This window comes from Alkalibacterium psychrotolerans (assembly GCF_054784355.1).
This window is the reverse complement of the sequence record NZ_BAAGPH010000005.1, coordinates 1-19,655: the sequence shown is the minus strand read 5'-3', so window position 1 is coordinate 19,655 and position 19,655 is coordinate 1. Positions and strand designations below refer to the sequence as shown.

Annotated in this window: 17 protein-coding genes; all 17 read right to left on the bottom strand. The window is 43.4% G+C overall.

Annotated features, from left to right (window positions below):
• Nucleotides 1–577: 577 nt before the first annotated feature.
• On the bottom strand, nt 578–3,697 hold the full coding sequence (locus ACYVLS_RS01035; RefSeq protein ID WP_460320219.1) for a hypothetical protein: 3,120 nt from the start codon (nt 3,695–3,697) through the stop codon (nt 578–580).
• Between the two features lie 14 nt (nt 3,698–3,711).
• The gene (locus ACYVLS_RS01030; RefSeq protein ID WP_460320217.1) at nt 3,712–5,055 is read right to left on the bottom strand and encodes a glycoside hydrolase family 30 protein; all 1,344 of its coding nucleotides are present in this window, start codon (nt 5,053–5,055) and stop codon (nt 3,712–3,714) included.
• Nucleotides 5,056–5,175: 120 nt separating this feature from the next.
• Nucleotides 5,176–6,003 (bottom strand): carbohydrate ABC transporter permease, encoded by an 828-nt coding sequence (locus ACYVLS_RS01025; protein WP_460320215.1) that lies wholly within the window; start codon nt 6,001–6,003, stop codon nt 5,176–5,178.
• Between the two features lie 2 nt (nt 6,004–6,005).
• Nucleotides 6,006–6,917 (bottom strand): carbohydrate ABC transporter permease, encoded by a 912-nt coding sequence (locus ACYVLS_RS01020; RefSeq protein WP_460320213.1) that lies wholly within the window; start codon nt 6,915–6,917, stop codon nt 6,006–6,008.
• Nucleotides 6,918–7,054: 137 nt separating this feature from the next.
• Nucleotides 7,055–8,422 (bottom strand): ABC transporter substrate-binding protein, encoded by a 1,368-nt coding sequence (locus tag ACYVLS_RS01015; RefSeq protein WP_460320211.1) that lies wholly within the window; start codon nt 8,420–8,422, stop codon nt 7,055–7,057.
• Between the two features lie 216 nt (nt 8,423–8,638).
• Nucleotides 8,639–9,643, bottom strand: coding sequence for a LacI family DNA-binding transcriptional regulator (locus tag ACYVLS_RS01010; protein WP_460320209.1), 1,005 nt, complete (start codon nt 9,641–9,643; stop codon nt 8,639–8,641).
• Nucleotides 9,644–9,724: 81 nt separating this feature from the next.
• Nucleotides 9,725–10,363: a YesL family protein gene (locus ACYVLS_RS01005; RefSeq protein WP_460320206.1), complete on the bottom strand. Its 639-nt coding sequence runs from the start codon at nt 10,361–10,363 to the stop codon at nt 9,725–9,727.
• Nucleotides 10,364–10,447: 84 nt separating this feature from the next.
• Complete coding sequence (locus tag ACYVLS_RS01000) at nt 10,448–11,326, bottom strand: YihY/virulence factor BrkB family protein (RefSeq protein ID WP_460320203.1); 879 nt, start codon at nt 11,324–11,326, stop codon at nt 10,448–10,450.
• A gap of 224 nt (nt 11,327–11,550) precedes the next feature.
• Nucleotides 11,551–12,462, bottom strand: a complete 912-nt coding sequence (locus ACYVLS_RS00995) for a phosphotransferase family protein (protein ID WP_460320201.1) — start codon at nt 12,460–12,462, stop codon at nt 11,551–11,553.
• Between the two features lie 94 nt (nt 12,463–12,556).
• Nucleotides 12,557–13,153, bottom strand: coding sequence for a DJ-1/PfpI family protein (locus ACYVLS_RS00990; protein WP_460320198.1), 597 nt, complete (start codon nt 13,151–13,153; stop codon nt 12,557–12,559).
• Nucleotide 13,154: 1 nt separating this feature from the next.
• Nucleotides 13,155–13,319, bottom strand: a complete 165-nt coding sequence (locus tag ACYVLS_RS00985; RefSeq protein ID WP_460320196.1) for a hypothetical protein — start codon at nt 13,317–13,319, stop codon at nt 13,155–13,157.
• Between the two features lie 24 nt (nt 13,320–13,343).
• Nucleotides 13,344–14,099 (bottom strand): type I methionyl aminopeptidase, encoded by a 756-nt coding sequence (gene map, locus ACYVLS_RS00980; RefSeq protein WP_460320193.1) that lies wholly within the window; start codon nt 14,097–14,099, stop codon nt 13,344–13,346.
• Between the two features lie 90 nt (nt 14,100–14,189).
• Nucleotides 14,190–15,146 (bottom strand): nuclease-related domain-containing protein, encoded by a 957-nt coding sequence (locus ACYVLS_RS00975; protein WP_460320191.1) that lies wholly within the window; start codon nt 15,144–15,146, stop codon nt 14,190–14,192.
• Nucleotides 15,147–15,769: 623 nt separating this feature from the next.
• Nucleotides 15,770–16,381 (bottom strand): hypothetical protein, encoded by a 612-nt coding sequence (locus ACYVLS_RS00970; RefSeq protein ID WP_460320189.1) that lies wholly within the window; start codon nt 16,379–16,381, stop codon nt 15,770–15,772.
• 125 nt (nt 16,382–16,506) lie between these two features.
• Complete coding sequence (locus tag ACYVLS_RS00965) at nt 16,507–17,424, bottom strand: diacylglycerol/lipid kinase family protein (RefSeq protein ID WP_460320187.1); 918 nt, start codon at nt 17,422–17,424, stop codon at nt 16,507–16,509.
• Nucleotides 17,425–17,565: 141 nt separating this feature from the next.
• Nucleotides 17,566–19,002: a glycoside hydrolase family 1 protein gene (locus ACYVLS_RS00960; RefSeq protein WP_460320185.1), complete on the bottom strand. Its 1,437-nt coding sequence runs from the start codon at nt 19,000–19,002 to the stop codon at nt 17,566–17,568.
• 102 nt (nt 19,003–19,104) lie between these two features.
• On the bottom strand, nt 19,105–19,599 hold the full coding sequence (locus ACYVLS_RS00955; protein ID WP_460320263.1) for an RNA-guided endonuclease TnpB family protein: 495 nt from the start codon (nt 19,597–19,599) through the stop codon (nt 19,105–19,107).
• Nucleotides 19,600–19,655 lie beyond the last annotated feature (56 nt).

The following is a 19,655-nucleotide window of genomic DNA, read 5'->3' as shown; positions in this document are numbered from 1 at the left end:
TACCGTTCAGCATATGATTATAATTCTCTATTTTTCAATTATATGGCTGATTTTTAAGAAGGAATCTGGCTGGACCAGATTCTACATTAACAAAATCGTTAAGTTCGCGTTTCTGCTGAATGACTGAACTTCATAATTATTGGATTTGCTGCAGTTTAGCGTCTTTTGTCTTGCTTTACTTCATCAAGATTGAGGCTGATGAAGATCAGCGCTAATCTGCTCCACTCAACTAAACGGAATCTCAATTCTGTTCAGTTTAGCGCTTACATAACTCAGTGAGTTGGCTTTATAAGGACCAATCTGGCTCAGCCAGATTGAACTACTCTAGATTTCTACTCAACCTATTTGGGTTAAGCGCTTAACTTAAAGTGAAAATAGATAAGTGATTTTGCTGATGACCGCTGCTGTGTTCTTGGTATACTCCTGCGCAGTTTACCAGTGATGAAAAGAAGACTAAAGGTATGCGCTTTCAATAAAAGGTTTACTAATGGTTATTTTTACAGTTAGAATAGTTCCCGCGGAATTGTTTCCGCGGGCTTTCTTCAATCTAACTTTTAAAACTTTGATTAACCCTTCATTAGCCTAATTCCACTTCAATTGAAGCGACTTCTTTGTTACGGATCTGTTCTACAACGTCTCCAGTAACGCCTTCTGCTCCGAAAGTTTCTGTTGAACCGGATTTAAGAGTCACCGCGTAAGAAACAGGTTGCGCTTTATCGTTTCCGAATGTTCCTTTGTCGGTCGTATTCGTGTAAGTGACCGGGATGTTGCCGAACAAGGTAAAGCTGATTTTTCCTTCATCAAAGAAATCTGCTGGAAGTACTGGATTCAGTTTGAATGTCAGACCTTCTTCTGTCATCGTAAATGGCTTCTTGCCGATAAACAGTTCCACCCACATGTGCATGAATTCAACTGTTGATCCACTTAGTCGGGCTACGAAACCTTTTCCGTGCAGGCTTTCATCCGGGTTGGCACTGCTGGCGATAAAGGAAGAGTTTTCCAGTATGCTTCGGCCGTACACTTTCGGATCAGTAAAGACTACCAAACCAGTTTTGATTTCTTCAAAGAATTCGTCATGCAGTCCAACTTTAACTAATTCAAGCAGGTATTTGTAAGCCATGTGCAGGAAGACTGATTCGTTTTCAAGCCAACCTGGTGTGAAGAATTTCGCACGGCCCAATTCAATCGGTTCATCTTTTATGCTGGCACTGGTCTTGTACATGCCGAGTTTCTGGTCATACAAGTCGGATGCTTTAACTTTCTTATACAAGTCACGCGCTTCTGATACGTCGCCTGAAATTTTCATTTTCTTGACGATACCTTCTAAGAACGGCGTCACTGGATGAGGCGTCATCTCAGTAATGTCTCCGTCTTCGACCGTTGCTTCAAAGTAGATATAAGTCGGTACCACTTCGGTGTCCAAACCTTCTACTGACGCAACAGCTTTGTTAATCAGCTTGTCAAATTCGTTGATGAGTTCAACTACCGTATCTTGTCCAACGGTCGCCATTTCATAGTCAGTTGTCCCTTTGAATGCTGCACGGTAGGTTTCACGAACAGAAGTCAATGTCTTCCAAGCTTCTAAATTAAGCTCATCCATTTGACCAATCGCATTTTTCAGTTCCATCAGAAAGTCTACAGCTTGAATAGGCAAGTTGATGGCTTGTTTGTTTTCCACATCTAGCAGTCGTTCAACAAGACGCTTCACTTCAAACAGTTCAGATGTACCGGCACCAAACATACCTGGTAGGCCGTTCATCGCATCGTTCCAGCCTGGTTTGCCACCTTCCATCTCAACACCTAAACCATAAGGCGCTAATGAAGAGAGTTTATTGGCGGCTAGAAGTATTAGTTTGCTGAATAGGCTTGTTTCAACTGGTTTACCGTCTGCTTGAATCCATAATTGTTCGCCTTTAGCTTGCGCTTCCACGAGTTCTTCATTTTCCTTAACGGCATCGTACTGACGCCAGCCAAGTTTGCCTTTTTTCAGTTTCTCTTTGAGCGGCTGCACGGAGGCAGGACTGTTGAAGAAACGGTAGCTTTCGTCAAAGAAGGCTTCGTCAGCTCTATCTGGGAAAATAGCCAAGTAGCTGTCAATCAAGTCCAGATTATATGTCCAGTGATCGCTCCAGAACCCTTCGCCGTGAACGGCTTCAAGTGCTTCTTTGCTGGCACTCAAGACATTTGTCAGGAAAGCTTCAAAGGAGTCGTTTAAGTCAATGTTGTTTTCTTCAACGAATTTTTTCAGGCTGCCTGGTGTATAGCCGTTAGCTGATACGTCAAGCCACTGAGACTGCTGATCTTTTGAGAAACCATGAGCGGTAAAGTCAAAGGATTTATCTTCCAGTGTGTACTTCACCGTTTTGATCGCCAGCGGGTTATACCCATCCAGCTGAATCAGACTCATAAACTGACGCATATTGCGGTCAGCTACTTTAGGTTCAAAGAAGGTGTCCAGGCGTCTATTTTGATTCATGTCACGGTAGTTTCCGTTACCCTGGGAATAGTATTCCGGTGAGATGGAGAAGAAGTTATAGTCTCTTTCCAAATCGCCGTGCTTACGGGAGTACAGGTAAAATACTTGTTTCGCCTGTTCATTTTCAAATACGATTGGGAACCCACCACGGATACCGTTATCCAAGTAATTCTGTTTAACGTATGCATCAAACGCTTTGTTGGCTGTTTTGGTTTCGACACGTTTGGTGTATTCCTGAGCCAGTCCAAAAGCAGAGTCTTTATCGGCTCTAAGCTGTTCAGAATTGACATGCGTATCGATAAATTGTTCAGCCTGTTCTCTGTCAGTTGTCTGACCGAATACACTGGTCAACGTCATGCTTGCTTTTCCTGCCAAGTCCACATCAAATGGTGTGAAGGCTGCACTGACTTTGTTTGTACCAATCTGATTTGAAACGTCCAGTTTATCTTCACCGAAAAATGCTCTTGGTTTCTGCAAAGTTAAGTCGCTGCTGAATACACTGTCACGGTCAAAGAATGGGGTAACCAGTTTAGCACCGTTGGCTGTTTCAAGTAAGGATACATAGAAGTTTCCTTCATCATTCTGGTCTACTTTGGCATCATCCGCCGTACTCCCTCTTAGGAAGTAGTAAGAGAACTTGTCACCTACAACAGATGCATCAAACCAGCTCTTGAAAGTATTGGAGATACTCTTGTATCCTGCATCGTCCACATGTGCTGGGAACATGCTGGCCAAACCGTCTATTCCTTGTAAAGAAATGGGTTCATCGCGCGTATTGGTGAATGTTACTTCTCTTACCAGACCAGGAATCGCCTGGTGCGGCAGTGTAAAGTAAACGACTTTCATCTCAAGGCCCAGTTGCTTATGAGTATGAGTGAGTTCCAGATGGTTGTCCGCGATGGTCATTTCATCTGTGATAACACTGCTTTCTTCGTTAAAAGGTTCGTATTCCACTGTTTCTTCTGAACGTGTTGCTTTCAGAAATGTGCGAAACCCTTGTGTTGAGACATACTGGTAGGCTTTGTTGGCCGGTAAAAATTCCAGCATGGCATTGTCTTTATTGTCGACCCCAAAACTTGCCATTCCCTGTCCTCTGTTTACATAAAATGCCCAAAGCGGAATACCGTCTGTTCCAGAAATCCCCGGAAGGAAGCTGGCAAACGGACTGGCCGTCTGAAAATCTTTGATGTTAAAACGTCCGTCTTCTAATAATTTATACACACTTGTCAACCTTTCTATGCCTGTTCACTGACCACAGTTGTGATACTGTGTGCCGGTAAGTGAACAGTTGCTGCTTCATTGTTTAGATTTATGGATAATTCGGTCGCCTCATCCGTTTCATTCAGTAAGACAGTCGCAACTGATCCGTCTTTGTTTTCAAAAGAAACAACAGATAAATCTGCCCCTTTTAGTTCTGAATGCACACGTTTTGCTCCCGGTTTAATGAATCGGCTCAGGTGTCCGATGAAATAATATGAGCTGTTGTAGTGCGCAACTTTGTCGTTGGTATCAACGATAATCGGTGCATCACAGTAGTTACCGACATGGTTTGGGCCTCCCATTTCGTCCAGCACGATATTCCAGTCAAGGAACCCTTCCAGCCAGTTGTTCATGTCTCCGATAATATTTCTGGCATAGCGTTCGCCTGTGTGCCAGGCACCTAGTTGCACGCCACCTTCTATACAGCCTTCTGTGAAGATCAAATGTTTATCCGGGTATTTGTCGTGAACTTTTGAGAGTTCTTCGAAGTCTTCTGACATATACCAGTGATTGCCGACACCCCAGACGCCTTTGTTGGCTTCTTTATCTTTTAAGAGATCATCCGCTCGTTCAAAAATCAAATCACGGTTATGATCCCAGATGATGATGTTGACGTCGATGTTTTCTTCATTAAAGACTCTGTTCAGAACTTTGACCATTTCAGCTTCTTCTTCAGCTGTGTATTCACAGGAATCCCACGTTTGAGTTGCCGCCGGTTCGTTCTGTACAGTAATGGCTTCGATATCAAAACCTTTTGCTTTCATTTCCTTTAAGTAACGGGCAATAAACTGTGCCCACAAGGTATAGTATTCTTTTTTTAGCTTGCCACCGTTATTGCGTTCGCCGTTGGTTTTCATCCAAGCTGACGGGCTCCAAGGTGAAGCAAGTAAAGTCAGTGGCTGTCTGGCAATTTCCTGAGCACGTCTCAAGGTCGGCAGGACCCATTTCTCTTCGCGATCCATGTTGAAGGTTTCGAGTGTTTCGTCGTTTTCTTCAATATAGTCATAATTTTCAAGAGAAAAGTCACAACTGGCAATATGCAGTCGCCCAAGTGTGTAGCCTAGTCCACTTTCTTCATTATAATAAGCCTGCAGAATGCTTTCTTTCTTTTCTTCAGGCAGTTTGTCGAGTGTATAGGTAGCGGATTCCGTCAAGGCCCCACCGAATCCCATCCAAGTCTGGTAGGATTTTGTGGGATCAATCGTAACGGTTGCTCCTTTTGACTCGTCAGTTTTTTCTATAGAAACAGGCTGCCAGAAACTGTTTGTTTCTTTGACAGATTGAACAGCTTTAACTGTACGGTTCGTCATCTTTTTCATCATCCTAACGTGAGTGATTGCTCTTTTTATCATTAGTTCAGTCTAAATGAGAGTTTTTAATTCACAAAAAAAGTACTATGCTCTACAAAACACATAGATGATAGTACTTTTAATGTCATATTACCCTTTAACAGCACCTGCAGAAATACTTGAGATGATGTATTTTGATAAGAATATGAAGGCAACCATAATAGGCACAACTGAGATAGCAATACCCAGGTAAATTGCACCCAGGTTCTGCGCAACAGGTGATCCTTGAAGTTGTCTAATCATAATCGGTAAAGTATATAGTCTTGGCGAACGAATAATGACCAGTGGGAACAAGAAGTTGTTCCATGATCCGATAAAGGTAAAGATACCCATTGTCGCAATCGCCGGGCTTAAGATTGGCAATACAAGTCTATGGAACATGTAAGCTTCTCCAGCTCCGTCCATACGTCCAGATTCCAGAATTGACATCGGCATTGATGTAATCAGATACTGTCTAAAGAAGAACACAGTAAATGGCGCCGCAATTGCTGGAATAATTAGTGGCCAGTAGGTATCCAAGATACCGAAAGTAGCAGCCAGGTCATACAGACCAATCAAACCCAGTTGTCCTGGTACCATCATCAAGATGATAAAGGCAACAAAGATACCATTTTTACCTTTGAATTTGTATACAGCAAGTGCAAAGGCTGTTAATGCTGAGAAATACGCATTCAAAATAGTTACCGATAGTGCAATAAATAGACTGTTTCTGAATCCAAGCCAGATATTGATGTAACTTGTCAATGTTTCATAGTTGGCAAATAAAGCATCACTTGGCACAAGTGAGAATCCTCTTAAAATCTCTGAGTTGGAACGGGTAGCGTTGACAATCATCATGTAAAAAGGAATAAAACAGATGATAACTAAAATTATAAGGAAGAAGTATATCACTCCACGCGCTATTCTTAAATCTTTCATGATTATTTCTTCCCTCCTCTTTTAACTTTGACTTGACCACGGTACATTGTCTTGAACGTAACGGCTGAAAAGACAATCGTGATTAAAAACAGGCCATAGGCAATAGCTGCTGAGTAACCGAAGTTAGCAAAGCTGAAGGCTTGGTTGTACAGATAAAGTACCATTGTATTTAGTGCTCCACGAGGTGCACCTCGTCCATCTGTTAATAGCATTGGTAAATCAAAGATCTGAAGTCCACCAATGATTGACGTAATAAACACGTATAATAGGATAGGTTTCAACTGTGGCAAGGTAATTTTAGTAAAAGACTGCCACCAGTTAGCGCCATCAATAAAGGCTGCTTCGTAGAAGTCTTTTGGAATACCAGAAATACCAGCCATCAAGACGATAAAGGTATTACCAAACCACATCCATGCACCAATAAGGGCCGCCCAGCTTTGCGCATAAGTCGGATTGTTGAGCCAGTTAATTGGACGATCAATGATGTTTAGGCTTAATAGCATCTGGTTAAGTGAACCGAAGTTCCAGTCTAGTAAAATACTGAACAGCAGTGCAACAGAGGCTATTGTAATAATATTTGGTAAAAAGAATAATGCTCTGAACCAATTCAAGCCTTTTAATTTCAATCGAATATCCGTAAACAACAAAGCCAGTCCTAAGGCGATAGCAATCTGAATGGCAAAGTTCAGTCCCCAAATTCTGATTGTATTGAAGAAGGCCTGGAAGAAGAAATCATCCTGTATTAGTCGTCTATAGTTATCTAGTCCAATAAAGTCTGCGTTTTCGATTCCTCCCATACCCGTATAGTTGGTAACTGAGTAGTAAAACGTGAGTAAAATTGGATAAATATTAAACGAGAGAAATACGATAACAAATGGAGCAATAAATAAATAGGCTTTATTGTCTTTAGTCATAATCTATCTTTTCCTTTCTGTGCTGAGAAAAACAGGTCAATCCACTCAGACACTGAGAAGTCAAACTGTTACTTTTCTACTTTAATAAGTAATATAGAGGGCGCTAACTAAGTTAGCTAACCCCCTATGTGATTTTTTTAGTCTTGAGGAACGCTGATTTGAGGGAACGCATTTTGAACTTCTGCGTAGAACTCTTCTAAAGCTTCCTCTTGAGTCAAGTCCCCTTCAACGTATGCTCCAACTGCTGAACCAAACATTTGGTCTAGACGATGGTCATAACGAGTGATGTGGCTTGGGTCGATATTTTCTGCTTCAGCTAAGAAGAAGTCATAGTGGTTTTGTCCACCTAAGAACTCATCTTCGTGTCCGTCAGACACTTCTTCCATAACTCCAAGGTGGCTCAATACGTCACCAGTCTCAGAAACCCACTCTTTCAGGAATTCTTCGTCGTTAACAAGCATTTGAATAAAGTCGAATGCGACATCTGGATGATCTGTTCCTTCATAAATTCCGATCCAAGTACCGCCTCCGAAGAAAGAAGATGGTCCGTTTGTAACTCCCCAGTCGCCAGCTGTTTCAGTTGCGTCTGTTCTAAGAACGTGTGGCAGTCCCCATGATGGTAGAGATACACCGAATACTTCAGTTGTTCCATCAGAATCATCTACATCGTCAGTATCATCCCAACCGGCATTGTATGTGATTGGCTCATTGAATGATGCAAACCATGATGGTGACCATGCTGGAGCAAGTGCTGTGAACTGGTTGTCTCTCAGCTGACGTGCATAGTCAAAGTATGATAGACGTTCGTCAGTCATGTTCAAGTTGTCGTCTTCGTCTACCCATGGAGCCGGGTTGTTACCCATTGTGAATGGTGAGATAGATCCTTCATCTGGGAATAAACGGTAGCCAGCATCAGCTAACATTTCGCCTGCTTCCATTAAACCTTCCATAGTAGAGAACTGTTCGCCAAGTTCTTCGTGGTCGTCTGTGCCGAATACTTCTTCAGCGATTGAACGACGGTAGAAGATTCCACCTGGTGTTGTCTGCCACGATAGAGCTTTCATGTTTCCGTCTTGTGAACGGCCTAATTCCCATACGTATTCAACGTACTCGTCTGACCAGTCTTCAACGCCGAATTCACCTAAGTCCATCCAGTAGTCTTGTTCAATCCAGTCAAGCAAGTATACAATTTCAGCTGTGAAGATGTCTGGTGCTCCGCTTCCTGACTCAAGAGCCGGACGCAATGTGTCTACGTAGTTTTCAGTTGGGATGATTTGCAGGTCGATGTTTACGTTTTCGTTTTCTTCCATAAATCTGTCGATTGGGTACTGTAATTCGTCTGTGAATGAGTTGATGATCAAGTTAACTTGTTCGCCGTCTCCAGAACCGTTACCGTTTCCACTATCATTGTTAGAATCTCCAGTTGCGTCGCCGTTTCCGTTGCCACATGCTGCCAATAGTACTGCTGTGCTTAATAATCCTGCTAATTTCCATGAATTCTTCATTTTCTTCCTCCTAGGAATGTGTATTCGTGTACAACCTTAAGCGCTTAACTCAAGGTTAAAATAAAAAATTAGTGTTTACCGATAGAATACCTTACTTTGTTACCGATTACAATAGCAATATTAACTTTTTTCCCCCTTTTATCACCTCTTTATGTCAGAAATATGTCAAAATCGCTCTGCTTAAGCGCTTAATTGTTACATAAAATGATACCTTGCTTAAGCAAGGCGATGCACTGATTGACGTTTAACTAAACTTACAGGTACCATTTTTTTAACATCATTAGTCCTTTCTTCTTTGTTATTGATTTTATCCAGGAGCATAATTGCTGCCTGCTGGCCAATCAGTTCCTTATCCTGTCTGACTGTCGTCAAAGGCGGATCAATATGCTGGGCCAGTTTAATGTCGTCAAACCCGATGACTGAAATGTCTTCCGGTACGCGCAACCCTGATTCTTTGATAACTCGGATGGCTGCAATCGCCATCTCATCCCCTGCAGCATAAACGGCTGTGGGTCTGTCTTCTAAAGCTAGAAGACGAATCATCGCTTCTCTACCACCTGCTTGAGAGTAATACCCTCCGCTGACCATGTAGTCTTCTCTCACATCAATGCCTTTTGCTTTCATGGCATCCCTAAACCCCGCTGCCCGTTCAATACCGGCATAAGTTGTCTGGTCTCCCATGATATGCGCAATCTTTGTGTGCCCGTTATCTACCAGATGATTGACTGCCAGTCGGCTGCCAGTCCGGTTGTCACTGTATACAGAACCCGGTTCATTTGTCGGCCGGTCTATGTAGACAGTTGGAATGGACAGATTACTCTTGCGCAGCTCGTCATCACCAAATGACTGAATGACTGCAATGCCGTCAACACCCCGGTGAAGGAGGTGCTTGTAAGTCTCCTGCTGAAGTCCCATGTGCCGAGATACAAAAAGCAAATCATAGTTGTAAAGTTCGACATGTTTTTTGAAGCCTTCAATAACTTGACTGAAGAATGGATGGGCTAAACCGAATCCGAGGTTTTCATCGAAGACAATCCCAATCATCCATGACTTATTTGTCGCCAGTGTCCTCGCTGAGGAATTTGGCGTATAGTGCAGTTCATCGACTGCATCCATAATTTTAAGTCTTGCTTTCTCACTCACGTTTTTATTATTCAGTGCCTTTGAAACAGTGGCAATGGAATAACCTGAGTGTTTCGCAATATCATAAATTGTAACCATTTTATTTTTCTCCTGTCGAAAGCGCTTTACATATGTAACTATAACCTGATATTACAATTATGTCAAGTCAGTTTTCTAAAATTATAAAGATTTTTTTCTAACGTTTATACGCTTGAAAGCCTTGTTCATAATCCATTCTGTTATAAAGGCATAGAGTGTCAGCGAAAAGAACAGGAAAAGCCCTGGTATATAGCTCATGATAAAGAATTGAAGGAGAAAGGCATGCAGGATAACAATGATGCTTATAGGTGAAATTAAGGTCACCCAAAAGCCGTTTTTCAAGGCGTCAATCATTTTCCCGCCATACTCTGCGTAATATCCTAACGTAAACGTTGCTAGAACAATAACTAAAGCGGTTAAGATTAGCAGCGCCGGAATGACCAGAAGTTGAATAAGATTGGATTGAGGTAAAGCCTCAACAATGCGGAAGTCTACATATAAGAATGCAGCCGCCCCAAATGCCATGGCTGTGTATATGCCGCCTTGCTTAAATTCTTCTTTATATATCGTTCTGAATTTTTTGAATATGTGAGACAGATCTCCTTGACGCAGTTTTTTACGAATTAGGCGGTAAACAGCTATCGTAGCCGGTCCGAAGCCAAAAAAGATAAAACCAACTAATGTAAAACCCAGCCACAAAATGTTTAAGTAAGCCAAGGTCATAATCCATTCGAGTAGTTTCATGAAAGAGTTGCCTGATTCATATTTTTGATATTCCATAATAAGTCCTTTCAGTAAGAAGTTTTAGGTGATGTGTGGTACTGGCCAGCTTGCTAAGTACTAAATGACCAGCAAACCGACACCTTATTGTGTGCGTTTGACTTCAAGCAGTCTCGTCAGGCCGACTTTTTTAAGAAAACGGACGAACTTGCTGTTTTCATTTTTCTCACCGATGTGCCCTTCCTGCATTTGCATGAATGTGGCATTAATTGATCCACCAGCCAGTATGGCTAAGGACATTTTCTGCAGCAGAGCCAACAGAACCATAAAACTACCGGTCAGCGTAAAGAAGGTTGAGTCTTCTGGAAGCTGATTCAGAAACAGCCGGTAACCGATAATGGCGACAAGTAGTGCAGCTGTTGAAAAGAGAGCGCCCGGGATGACGTTTCTGATGCGCTGTATCACATTCGGTACAAGGTAGTACAGCATTGCGAAAGTAACGAACGTTAATGGCAAAAACAGTGCCCATCTGCCTAAGCTGCTTGTAGTCACGCCGTTAATTACAAAAACGATTAAGGTGATCCAAGCGGCAAAAACAAATGTCAGTAAAAAGGCCAAAATACGCAAGACGACAATGTTTTTCCTCTGTTTGACGCCATACGCCCGGTTCAGACCCATCAAAGTTGAAGCCATCGTCCAGCTGACGGTCCAGACTGTTGAAATGGTCGCCACCAGCAGCACTCCAACGTTTGAGCTTTCATAAATCTGCACCATATCCTGAATTATCTGCTCGGCTAGTGGGTAGGGTGCAATGCGGTAAACGAACCATACCGGTGCAGCCAGGCCCTGTTCGAACTGCTGCAGCCAGTTGATGATACCAACAATTAGTGGAAAAGCAGTCAGCAGGACATAATAGGTGACAAAAGCGGAATGCTGCCAGATTTCCCCTTTTCTCACACGGCTGGACATATCATTAATCCAGTCCAGTTTGGGGATGTAGTTTAAAAGTGGGTCGAGATTCATAGTGTATCCCTTCTATAGTGCTTACTCTAATTGGTTTAAAATTTCTCCACGGGTAAGTTTACCAGACAAAAATTGATTAAGCTATAGCAAAAACTGAGGAACGGCTTCACTGCAGCCTTCAAAAGCAAAATGTTTAAACTTTCTTCATACTTTTATAGGCGTGGTTCCCTGCTTCTATTTTTATAGTATGAAGATCAAATCTCCTGTACCCGATTCCATTCTATTTACATTCTTTCCAGTGCGTTCAGTAAAAACTCATCCATTCTTCTGATCAGTTTTTCTTCAGTTAAGTCATTGATTCCAAACGTTTCCCAGCCACTGTATACTTCCGGTCGTTCTTCAGTAAAGACATTCCCCAGCGCTTCCAGGTCCCAATATGCATCATAACTGAAGCTGGGGTTGTGGCGATGGTAGGCTTCTAAAAAGGCTTCCGCTGCCTGTTGACCAAACAGCATCGCCAGATTCCACCTGCAATGGCCGATATCGATTTCTTTCGGACCCAGACAGGCATTCGGCCAGTCCACGATGCCGGATACTTTTCCAATTTCAAACAAGACGTTTGTCGGGTGATAGTCTCTATGGATGAACGAAGGGGTAAAGTCCGGCTGATTCTGCTGCTTTAACAGTTGAAAAGCGGCTCGCCATTTGTTGGGTAAGGCTGACCATTTAGCTTTGACCGGCTGGTTAGTGTTGAAATAACGAAAATATTTATGCTTTATTGAGGGATTGTTAATTTCGTGAACCACAGTGAGGGCTCTGGCCAGCTGATCAAGCCAGCTATCGAAATCCTTGGGCTTCAAATCGACCTTTCCCTCTACTTTACTCATCAGCAGGCTTGGCCAAGTTGTCTGAGTCGCATCTCCGTCTACGGCAAGACAAACGGGCGTTGGTATAGTCACTTTCTCGGCCTGCTTTAAGTTTTTTGCTTCCTGAAAAGCAATTTGCGGTTCGGTCTTAAGCCAGTCTGCATTCGTGTATTCCCTCAGCACCACTTCTTCTAATGTATCTTGATTTGTCTTTATCTGAAGCAAGGACATTTGCGAAGAGGTTCCGCCGGGCATGGGCTTAGTCGATTTAATTTTCCCTTCCAACTGGTCTTCCACCCACTTTTTGGTCTGGTCGCTTATCTGATGCATCTACTTTTCCCCTTTGTCCTAAGATATGTAAAAAGCACGGCTCGTCCGGCACGCTGTGTGCTCCTGTACAGGACTGAGTTACGTGCTTTTATAGTTAGTATTGTGTCTGCCAGTCGTATTCCATATGCTTAGCTGTGTGTCTGGCCGTTTCAAGTGTTGTGAGTTCGGCCACTAAATGCAGCGCCATTTCAATCCCGGCAGAAATTCCCGCTGACGTGATGACTTTTCCTTCATCGACAAATTTCACTTCGCGAATAACTGTCAGTTCCGGATACTCTTTTTCCATCCGGTCCAGAGTCGTCCAGTGGGTGGTCGCTTTTTTGCCTTTGAGGAGGCCCGCTTCAGCTAAAATGAACGCACCTGTACAGACGGAGGTCATTTTTTCGACCTGTTCGTGTTGCTGTTTAACCCAGTCAACCAGAACGGGATTCTTGCTTTCGACTTCTCTGGCACCGTATCCACCGGGGACTATCAATGTATCCAGTGGCGGATGCGTGTCAAAAGAATAGTCAGGTGTGACCCTCAGACCGTTTCGCGCGCGGATTTCTTTTCCGGTTTCAGAAATGGTTACGACGTTAAAAGGTTTATCCTTTTGTTCATCTTGTGTGACCGAGAGCACCTCATAGGGTCCGGCGAAATCCAGAACTTCCACATCATCAAACAATAAAATCCCTACAGTATGAGTCGCCATCCTAGTCACCCTTTTCTGAAAATGCTTTAAACAGCAGACAAATGCCTGAAACGAGACTGATTAAGCCGCCAATTGCTAGAAACTCCTGCTTTGTCGGCATGCGGTATTCCACACTGAAACCCATTTCTCTGTCTTTGTTCTCATAATGAAAAGTCTTTTTAGCCATCATGGTGCCTCCTTTCAGAAGTTGTTATTCACCTTTTTGCTGCGTTAAAATCTTTGGTCCATCTTTCGTGATGGCAATGGTGTGTTCATACTGACAACTCAAGCCGCCGTCCTGCGTGCGAGCTGTCCAGCCATTATTGTCCATTTTCGACTTCCATGTACCGGTGTTGACCATGGGTTCGATAGTAATAACGAGGCCTTCTTTCAGACGTGTGCCTTTATTGGCTTCTCCGTAGTGAGGCACGCTTGGGGCTTCATGTAAAGTCGGCCCAATGCCGTGTCCGATAAATTCGCGAACCACTGAAAAGCCTTCTGCTTCAACGTAAGTTTGAATGGCATGGCCAATGTCACCGATACGGTTGCCTAGTTGCGCCGCTTCAATCCCCTTGTATAGAGCTTCTTTTGTGACGTCCATCAGCTTTTGAATTTGATCAGTCGGTTCGCCGACGCTGTAGCTCCAGCATGAGTCCGCGAGCGCGCCATTTAAGTTGATAACCATGTCCACTTTGATTAGATCGCCTTTTTGGAGGACATCCTGACGCGGGAAACCGTGACAGATTTCATCGTTGACACTGACACAGGTCGAGTATTCATAGCCCTGATAGCCTTTCTGTTCGGGTGTGGCACCAAATTTTTTCATTAATTTTTCAACGAAATTTTCAATATCCATTCCCGTAATGCCCGGTTTAATAAAATCGCGCAGCTCTTCATGAATGGCGGCCAGTACATCCCCGGCTTTATCCATTGCTTCGATTTCTCTCGGTGATTTCAATGTAATCACAACTGCATTCTCCTCTTCTAAACTGTTATCTCTATTAGTATAGCGAAAAATGCCCGCTGAAAAAAGCTATTTTGAGGAAATGGTGGCGGCTTATGTTGGCTCTCTGGCTGCCATGTTTTCAGACGATGCCTCTTTTTCATAGTAAATAGCCCGCGATACGCCATGCATGATAAAATTTGTTTTCAGAAATTTACTGATTCGTTCTTTGGAAACGAATCCGTTTACCCATTTGTATAGAAGAGGTGTAGTTAGATTTTCATTGGGAAAAAGCAGCATCAGTTCGTCAGTATTTCGGTACAGTGCTGCAGATACAGTTTCCTGCTGCGTACACTTCAAGCATGTAATCCGACGCTGCGTTCGTAAAGGGTCAATTGTACTGCACCCTTTGCATGAGAGTCCTTTTTTCAAGATTTCCCAGTTGTAGTGAGGATACTCCTTTTGATGAGGCAATTCACTGAGTGAATAGTTCAGCAGCTTATCCGCCAGAAACTGATGACCTTGCTTGATGTGTCTGCTTTGACTGGATAACTGGCTTAAAAAGAGTTCAATCTGGGTCGGCAATATAAATGGATAACTCGGTTCGCCGACGTATAATGTGAAGTGGTTATTGACGAATACAATATGACCATTAACATCAAGATCAATTCCCCACTCATTCATCAGCTGGCGTATCAACGATAATGTACGGTTTAACTGTGTTAATGGATTGGCAATTTCAATTCCCTTCAAGCTGATCATCTTATTTTTTGAATAGCTATATGAACCAGAATAATTCTTTATTTCGAACAATTCAATTGAGTGCTGTGTAATCAGCAGCGAATCAATCTGGGTACTGCTGCCTCTGTAGCTAATCTTTAAATCATTTAACACTATACCTTCGCCACTATAAAACCTCTTAAGGAGATTATCGAAATGCAGCTCTCCCTCGTATCCTTTCTCAAAATTTATCAGTATCTTTCGGTATTCATCTTCCAGCGTCATTCGCTTATTAAGTATTTCTAGTAAGTTATGCAGGTCAGATTTGTTTCTCTCTTTAACTATTTGCATTTAATCACCCTCCTGCTTTATATATTGACTAATTAAAGAAATTCTCACTATTTTAGTCAGGGAAAAATGCCTTTTACGGGTAGAATCGCTTTTTTGAAGCGATTCTGACCTTTTGAGGGGTACTCAGCAGAGAAATACAAATGAGTAACTGGGCAACGACTATTAGAACCGGAACTCACCTGATAAAAATAATTGAGTTACTGGTCAAACTCATTTTCACCAGCAACCCAAAAGCTTTAAGTTAGTCAGTACAGGGGCAACTGGGGGTTGCCCCTGTACTCACCATAAAAAATCTCTTGACCTTCTGGCTAAAGAGAGTTGACCGGTAAGTCAGTTTAAATAATGGTTTGGGTAACAGGGCAAATTGGCTTTGCCCTGTTACCCAAAACAATTTGAAGTTTGAGTCCCGGTCAACGCACCAATAAAGTAAAAAAGACTGGTTGAACTGACACTTTTCTCTGCACCACCACACCCAAAGGCTCTTCAAGAAGGAACACACGCGACGGCTGTCGCGTGTGGACCACTTTAAAGGGCTGATATGAGGTGAATCAGCTGGTCAGCAGCTGATTTTTCCATAAAAAAAGAAAGCACCCGGTTTAAGCCGGGTGCCTCTTCATTGTCAGTTAGTCTATTAATTCAATCTCAAAGCCTTGCGTTTCGAAAAATTCTGCAATTCTATCCTGGCGCTCTGAATTACCTGGAATCATCATGATTAAATCATCTGTTGAGTTGTATTCTTCGAATAGAGGAACCTCACTGGACTCGACCCCAATGGGATTGTCGTAAATATCCGGCTGGTAGAATGCTTCCTCATCTATTCCATTTAATCTAAATTGCTGCATCGAGCCGGAATCTGAATACTGTTCATAGAACTCTTCATCCATCATAACAACGTCGTATTCTCCAGCTGAAAACTGGGCGACAAAACGTTCATACAGGCGTCCTGGAGGCGTAAAGGAAACGAACACCCTTTCATTTTCCCCTTCCGGCTGCAGAAGTTCTGTCATATCCTGAGCTAGCGCTTCTTCTTCATCAAAGTTAACTTCCGGCGCAAGCACAGCGACATGGAAGTAACTTATCGGACGGTTAACCCAGTCGTTAATCATAAACACCGCGAAGCCAAGCCCAACTAAGAAAATTGCGACATGCCATTTGTAGTAACTCCAGAGGTAGTTGAGTTTTTCTCCCGTCGATTCTTCTGATTTCAATATTTCTCTTACTTTTGTTTTTGCCATTTTATAGTCGTCCTCTTCACTTTTCAAAAATTATGTCTTTCACTAGTTTAGCATAGTGAAAAAGCGTATTCAATCTGAGAAAATTTCAGGACTTTTTTGTGACCTTTCTAAATGATGGTTAAGACTTAGTCTTCGGAATCATTATCCGGTACAAATACGTCCATATGACCCGCCAGGACTTTTACGATAACAGGCAGCACGTCGCCTTCGTCTCCATCCACATTAGTCACAATGGCTTTATCATAGGACTCGCTTAGTGCTATTCTACCTTTTTTAAAGCGTCGGTAGAGAATGTTTTCGTCATCAGTCACTGTCCCGGCGAAAATTTTCGGTATCAAATTCACTTTTTCCGCAATAGTATCCCCTTTGACCACAGCCAGATGAAGGTAGCCGTCATCCACATCGGCATCAGGTATCATCGTCTGAATGCCGGCAACTGAATTTGTTAGAGCCACGAGCACCAGGAAAGACTCTGCTGAAAGCTTTTCTCCATCCATCTCAAACTCAAAGGGATAGACTTCTTTTTCATTCAAGGCTTTCATGCCTTCCATCACATAAGCTAATGGACCGAGTTTTGTCTTCTTTTCAATCGGTACTTCGTGAACCGCATCCGGAACTGAGCCGATGGCGACAATGTCTACAAAATACTGGTCATTGATTTTTCCGATATCAATCGTCCGCTTCTTCCGGTTAGTCAGTTCCTGAATCGCTTTTTTTGGATTCATTGGAATACCCAGCACACGCCCAAGATCATTGACGGTCCCCAATGGGATAAAGCTGAAGATTGGTCGGTTGGCTTCCGGAGCAATGCCGTTTACACACTCATTGACGGTGCCGTCCCCTCCCATGGCATAAATGGCATCCACATGCTGGCGGCAGGCTTCCCGCGCAAATTCGGTCGCATCACCCTCACCTTCCGTCCATTTCAGTTCCACTTCATCGTAGAGTTTTTCCAGTTCTTTCTTGACGGCCGGGCCGTATTCTTCCCCTTCTTCTTTTCCGGATGTGGGATTCACGATTACTACTGCCTTTGTCACCTTCATCGACTCCTTTTTCTCAACTATATTTGTAGTCTTAGTTTACTTTACTGCAGACTTTTAGTCGAAAAAAAAGCTCTAAAGCAGTCAGAGTGAGTTATTTGTCTCACTACTATCTGCTTTAAAGCCTATTTTACTCTTTACTTTTTAGAGTTCTTCACCATTTGTTTCCATAACTTTTTTGTACCAGAAGTAACTGTCTTTCTTATAGCGTTTGAGTTCTTTTTCATCCAGTTCTTCGCGGTCAACATAGACAAAGCCGTAACGCTTCTGGTAGCCATTCATCCAGCTCAACAGATCCGTGTAGCTCCAAGTGCAGTATCCCAGTACTTCTACGCCATCGGTAATGGCTTGCTGAATGGCTTTGACGTGGTTGCGCAGGAAGTCGATGCGGTAGTCATCATGGATGCTGCCGTCGTCTTCAAGGTTGTCGTAGGCCCCCAGGCCGTTTTCCGTAATCAAAATAGGCAAATCATAGCGGCTGGCAATGCGTCTCAAGCCAATGCGCAGACCCATCGGATCAATAGCCCAGTCCCAGTCTGTTTTTTCAACGTATGGGTTTTCGGCTGATTTATAGACACCCGGCAGGCCACTTGCTTCACTCGTGCCTTTTTTACCGGTGGTGTTGATTTTACCTTGAGCGACGCCATCCAGCGGATTCTCTTCCACTGTAGCTGTCTGATAGTAGTTGACACCCATGAAATCCGGCTTGCCGTGTTTGAGCAGTTCCATGTCGCCTTCTTCAATCGTCGGAGTCAGGCCGTGTTTTTCCAAATAATTCCAGACCGTTTTCGGATACTTCCCAAAGGCGTACATATCCATCCACCAGTGCGCGTTAAACGCTTCATTATTTTCGGCAGCGAGCTGGTTCAGTGGGTGACTGTCTTTGGCGTAAGTTGGTCCATAAGCAAAACTCGGTCCAATCATGCCGTCCATTTTCAGATCTCTGAATTTTTTTATAACCGATGCATTGGCCAAGTTGGCAATGTGGTTGGCTTCATACATGCGTTTTTCATCGGTGACATTTGGCGGATGCGCTGCCATTTTGTAGCCGAGTGAGATGAAAATATTCTGTTCATTCAAGCTGATCCAGTATTTAACTTTGCTGGCGTAACGTTTAAACAAAATTTCTGAGTAGCGGGTAAAGTCTTCGATAACTTGTCGGCTTTCCCAACCGCCGTACTTATCCTGTAAAGCCTGCGGAATATCCCAGTGGTAAAGAGTTACGAGTGGCTCGATGCCGTATTTCAGCAGTTCATCAATCAGGTTGTCGTAAAACTGCAGTCCTTTTTCGTTGACTTCACCGTCTCCATCCGGAATGATACGGCTCCAGGCTATAGAAAATCGGTAAGCTTTCAGTCCTTGTTCAGCCATCAGCTTGACGTCTTCTTTGTAACGGTGATAATGGTCAACGGCTACTTCTCCCGTAGTCCCTTTAAACGTTTTTCCAGGAATTTTAACAAAACGGTCCCAGACAGACTCGCCTTTTCCATCTTCTTGTGCTGCCCCTTCTATCTGATAGGCTGCAGAAGCTGATCCCCAAAGGAAGCCTTCCGGAAATTTATCCAGTTTTTCGTGATACATCGACTCACTCCTCATCTTAATCTTTTTTCAGTATACCTTTTTCAAAATAAACTGCAATGTGAACTACATCGGCACTAAAGTACCGAGCTTCTGGGAACACCTTTAACTTGCCTGCTTAGCACGAATGCTCACAGGCAGCGGTTTAGGCTGTTTGACCAAGGCATGTCCCATGCCAATGGAAAGGATGTTTTTTGCAGCGTTCACATCACGGTCATGATGAGCCTGACAGGCTGGACACGTCCATTCTCTGACAGCCAGACCGTGTTTGCCGTCGTCATGTCCGCAGGACGAACAGACTTGAGAGGTCTTGTATGGGTTGACGACAAGGAGTTCTTTGCCGTANATCTCCCGCCAGGACTGTGCCGCAATACTGCGTGCCAGGTGATGATTTTTCATCATGTTGGCGGTGCGTAAATCTTCCAGTACGATGACATCAAAGTCACGAACCAGTGCGGTCGTTAGCTTATGCAGGCGATCGAGCCGCTGGTTTTTTTCTTTCTGAAACACCTTAGCGCGCTGTTGCTTAGCCTTCTGGTAGTTTTTAGCGTCAGACAGCGGTATGCCTTTTGCTTTTGCTAAACGCCCACGACGTGCCACGCGCTGTTCCCAGTACGTCCGTTTCCCAGAAAGCTGCTTGTCGTAACGAATCGTAG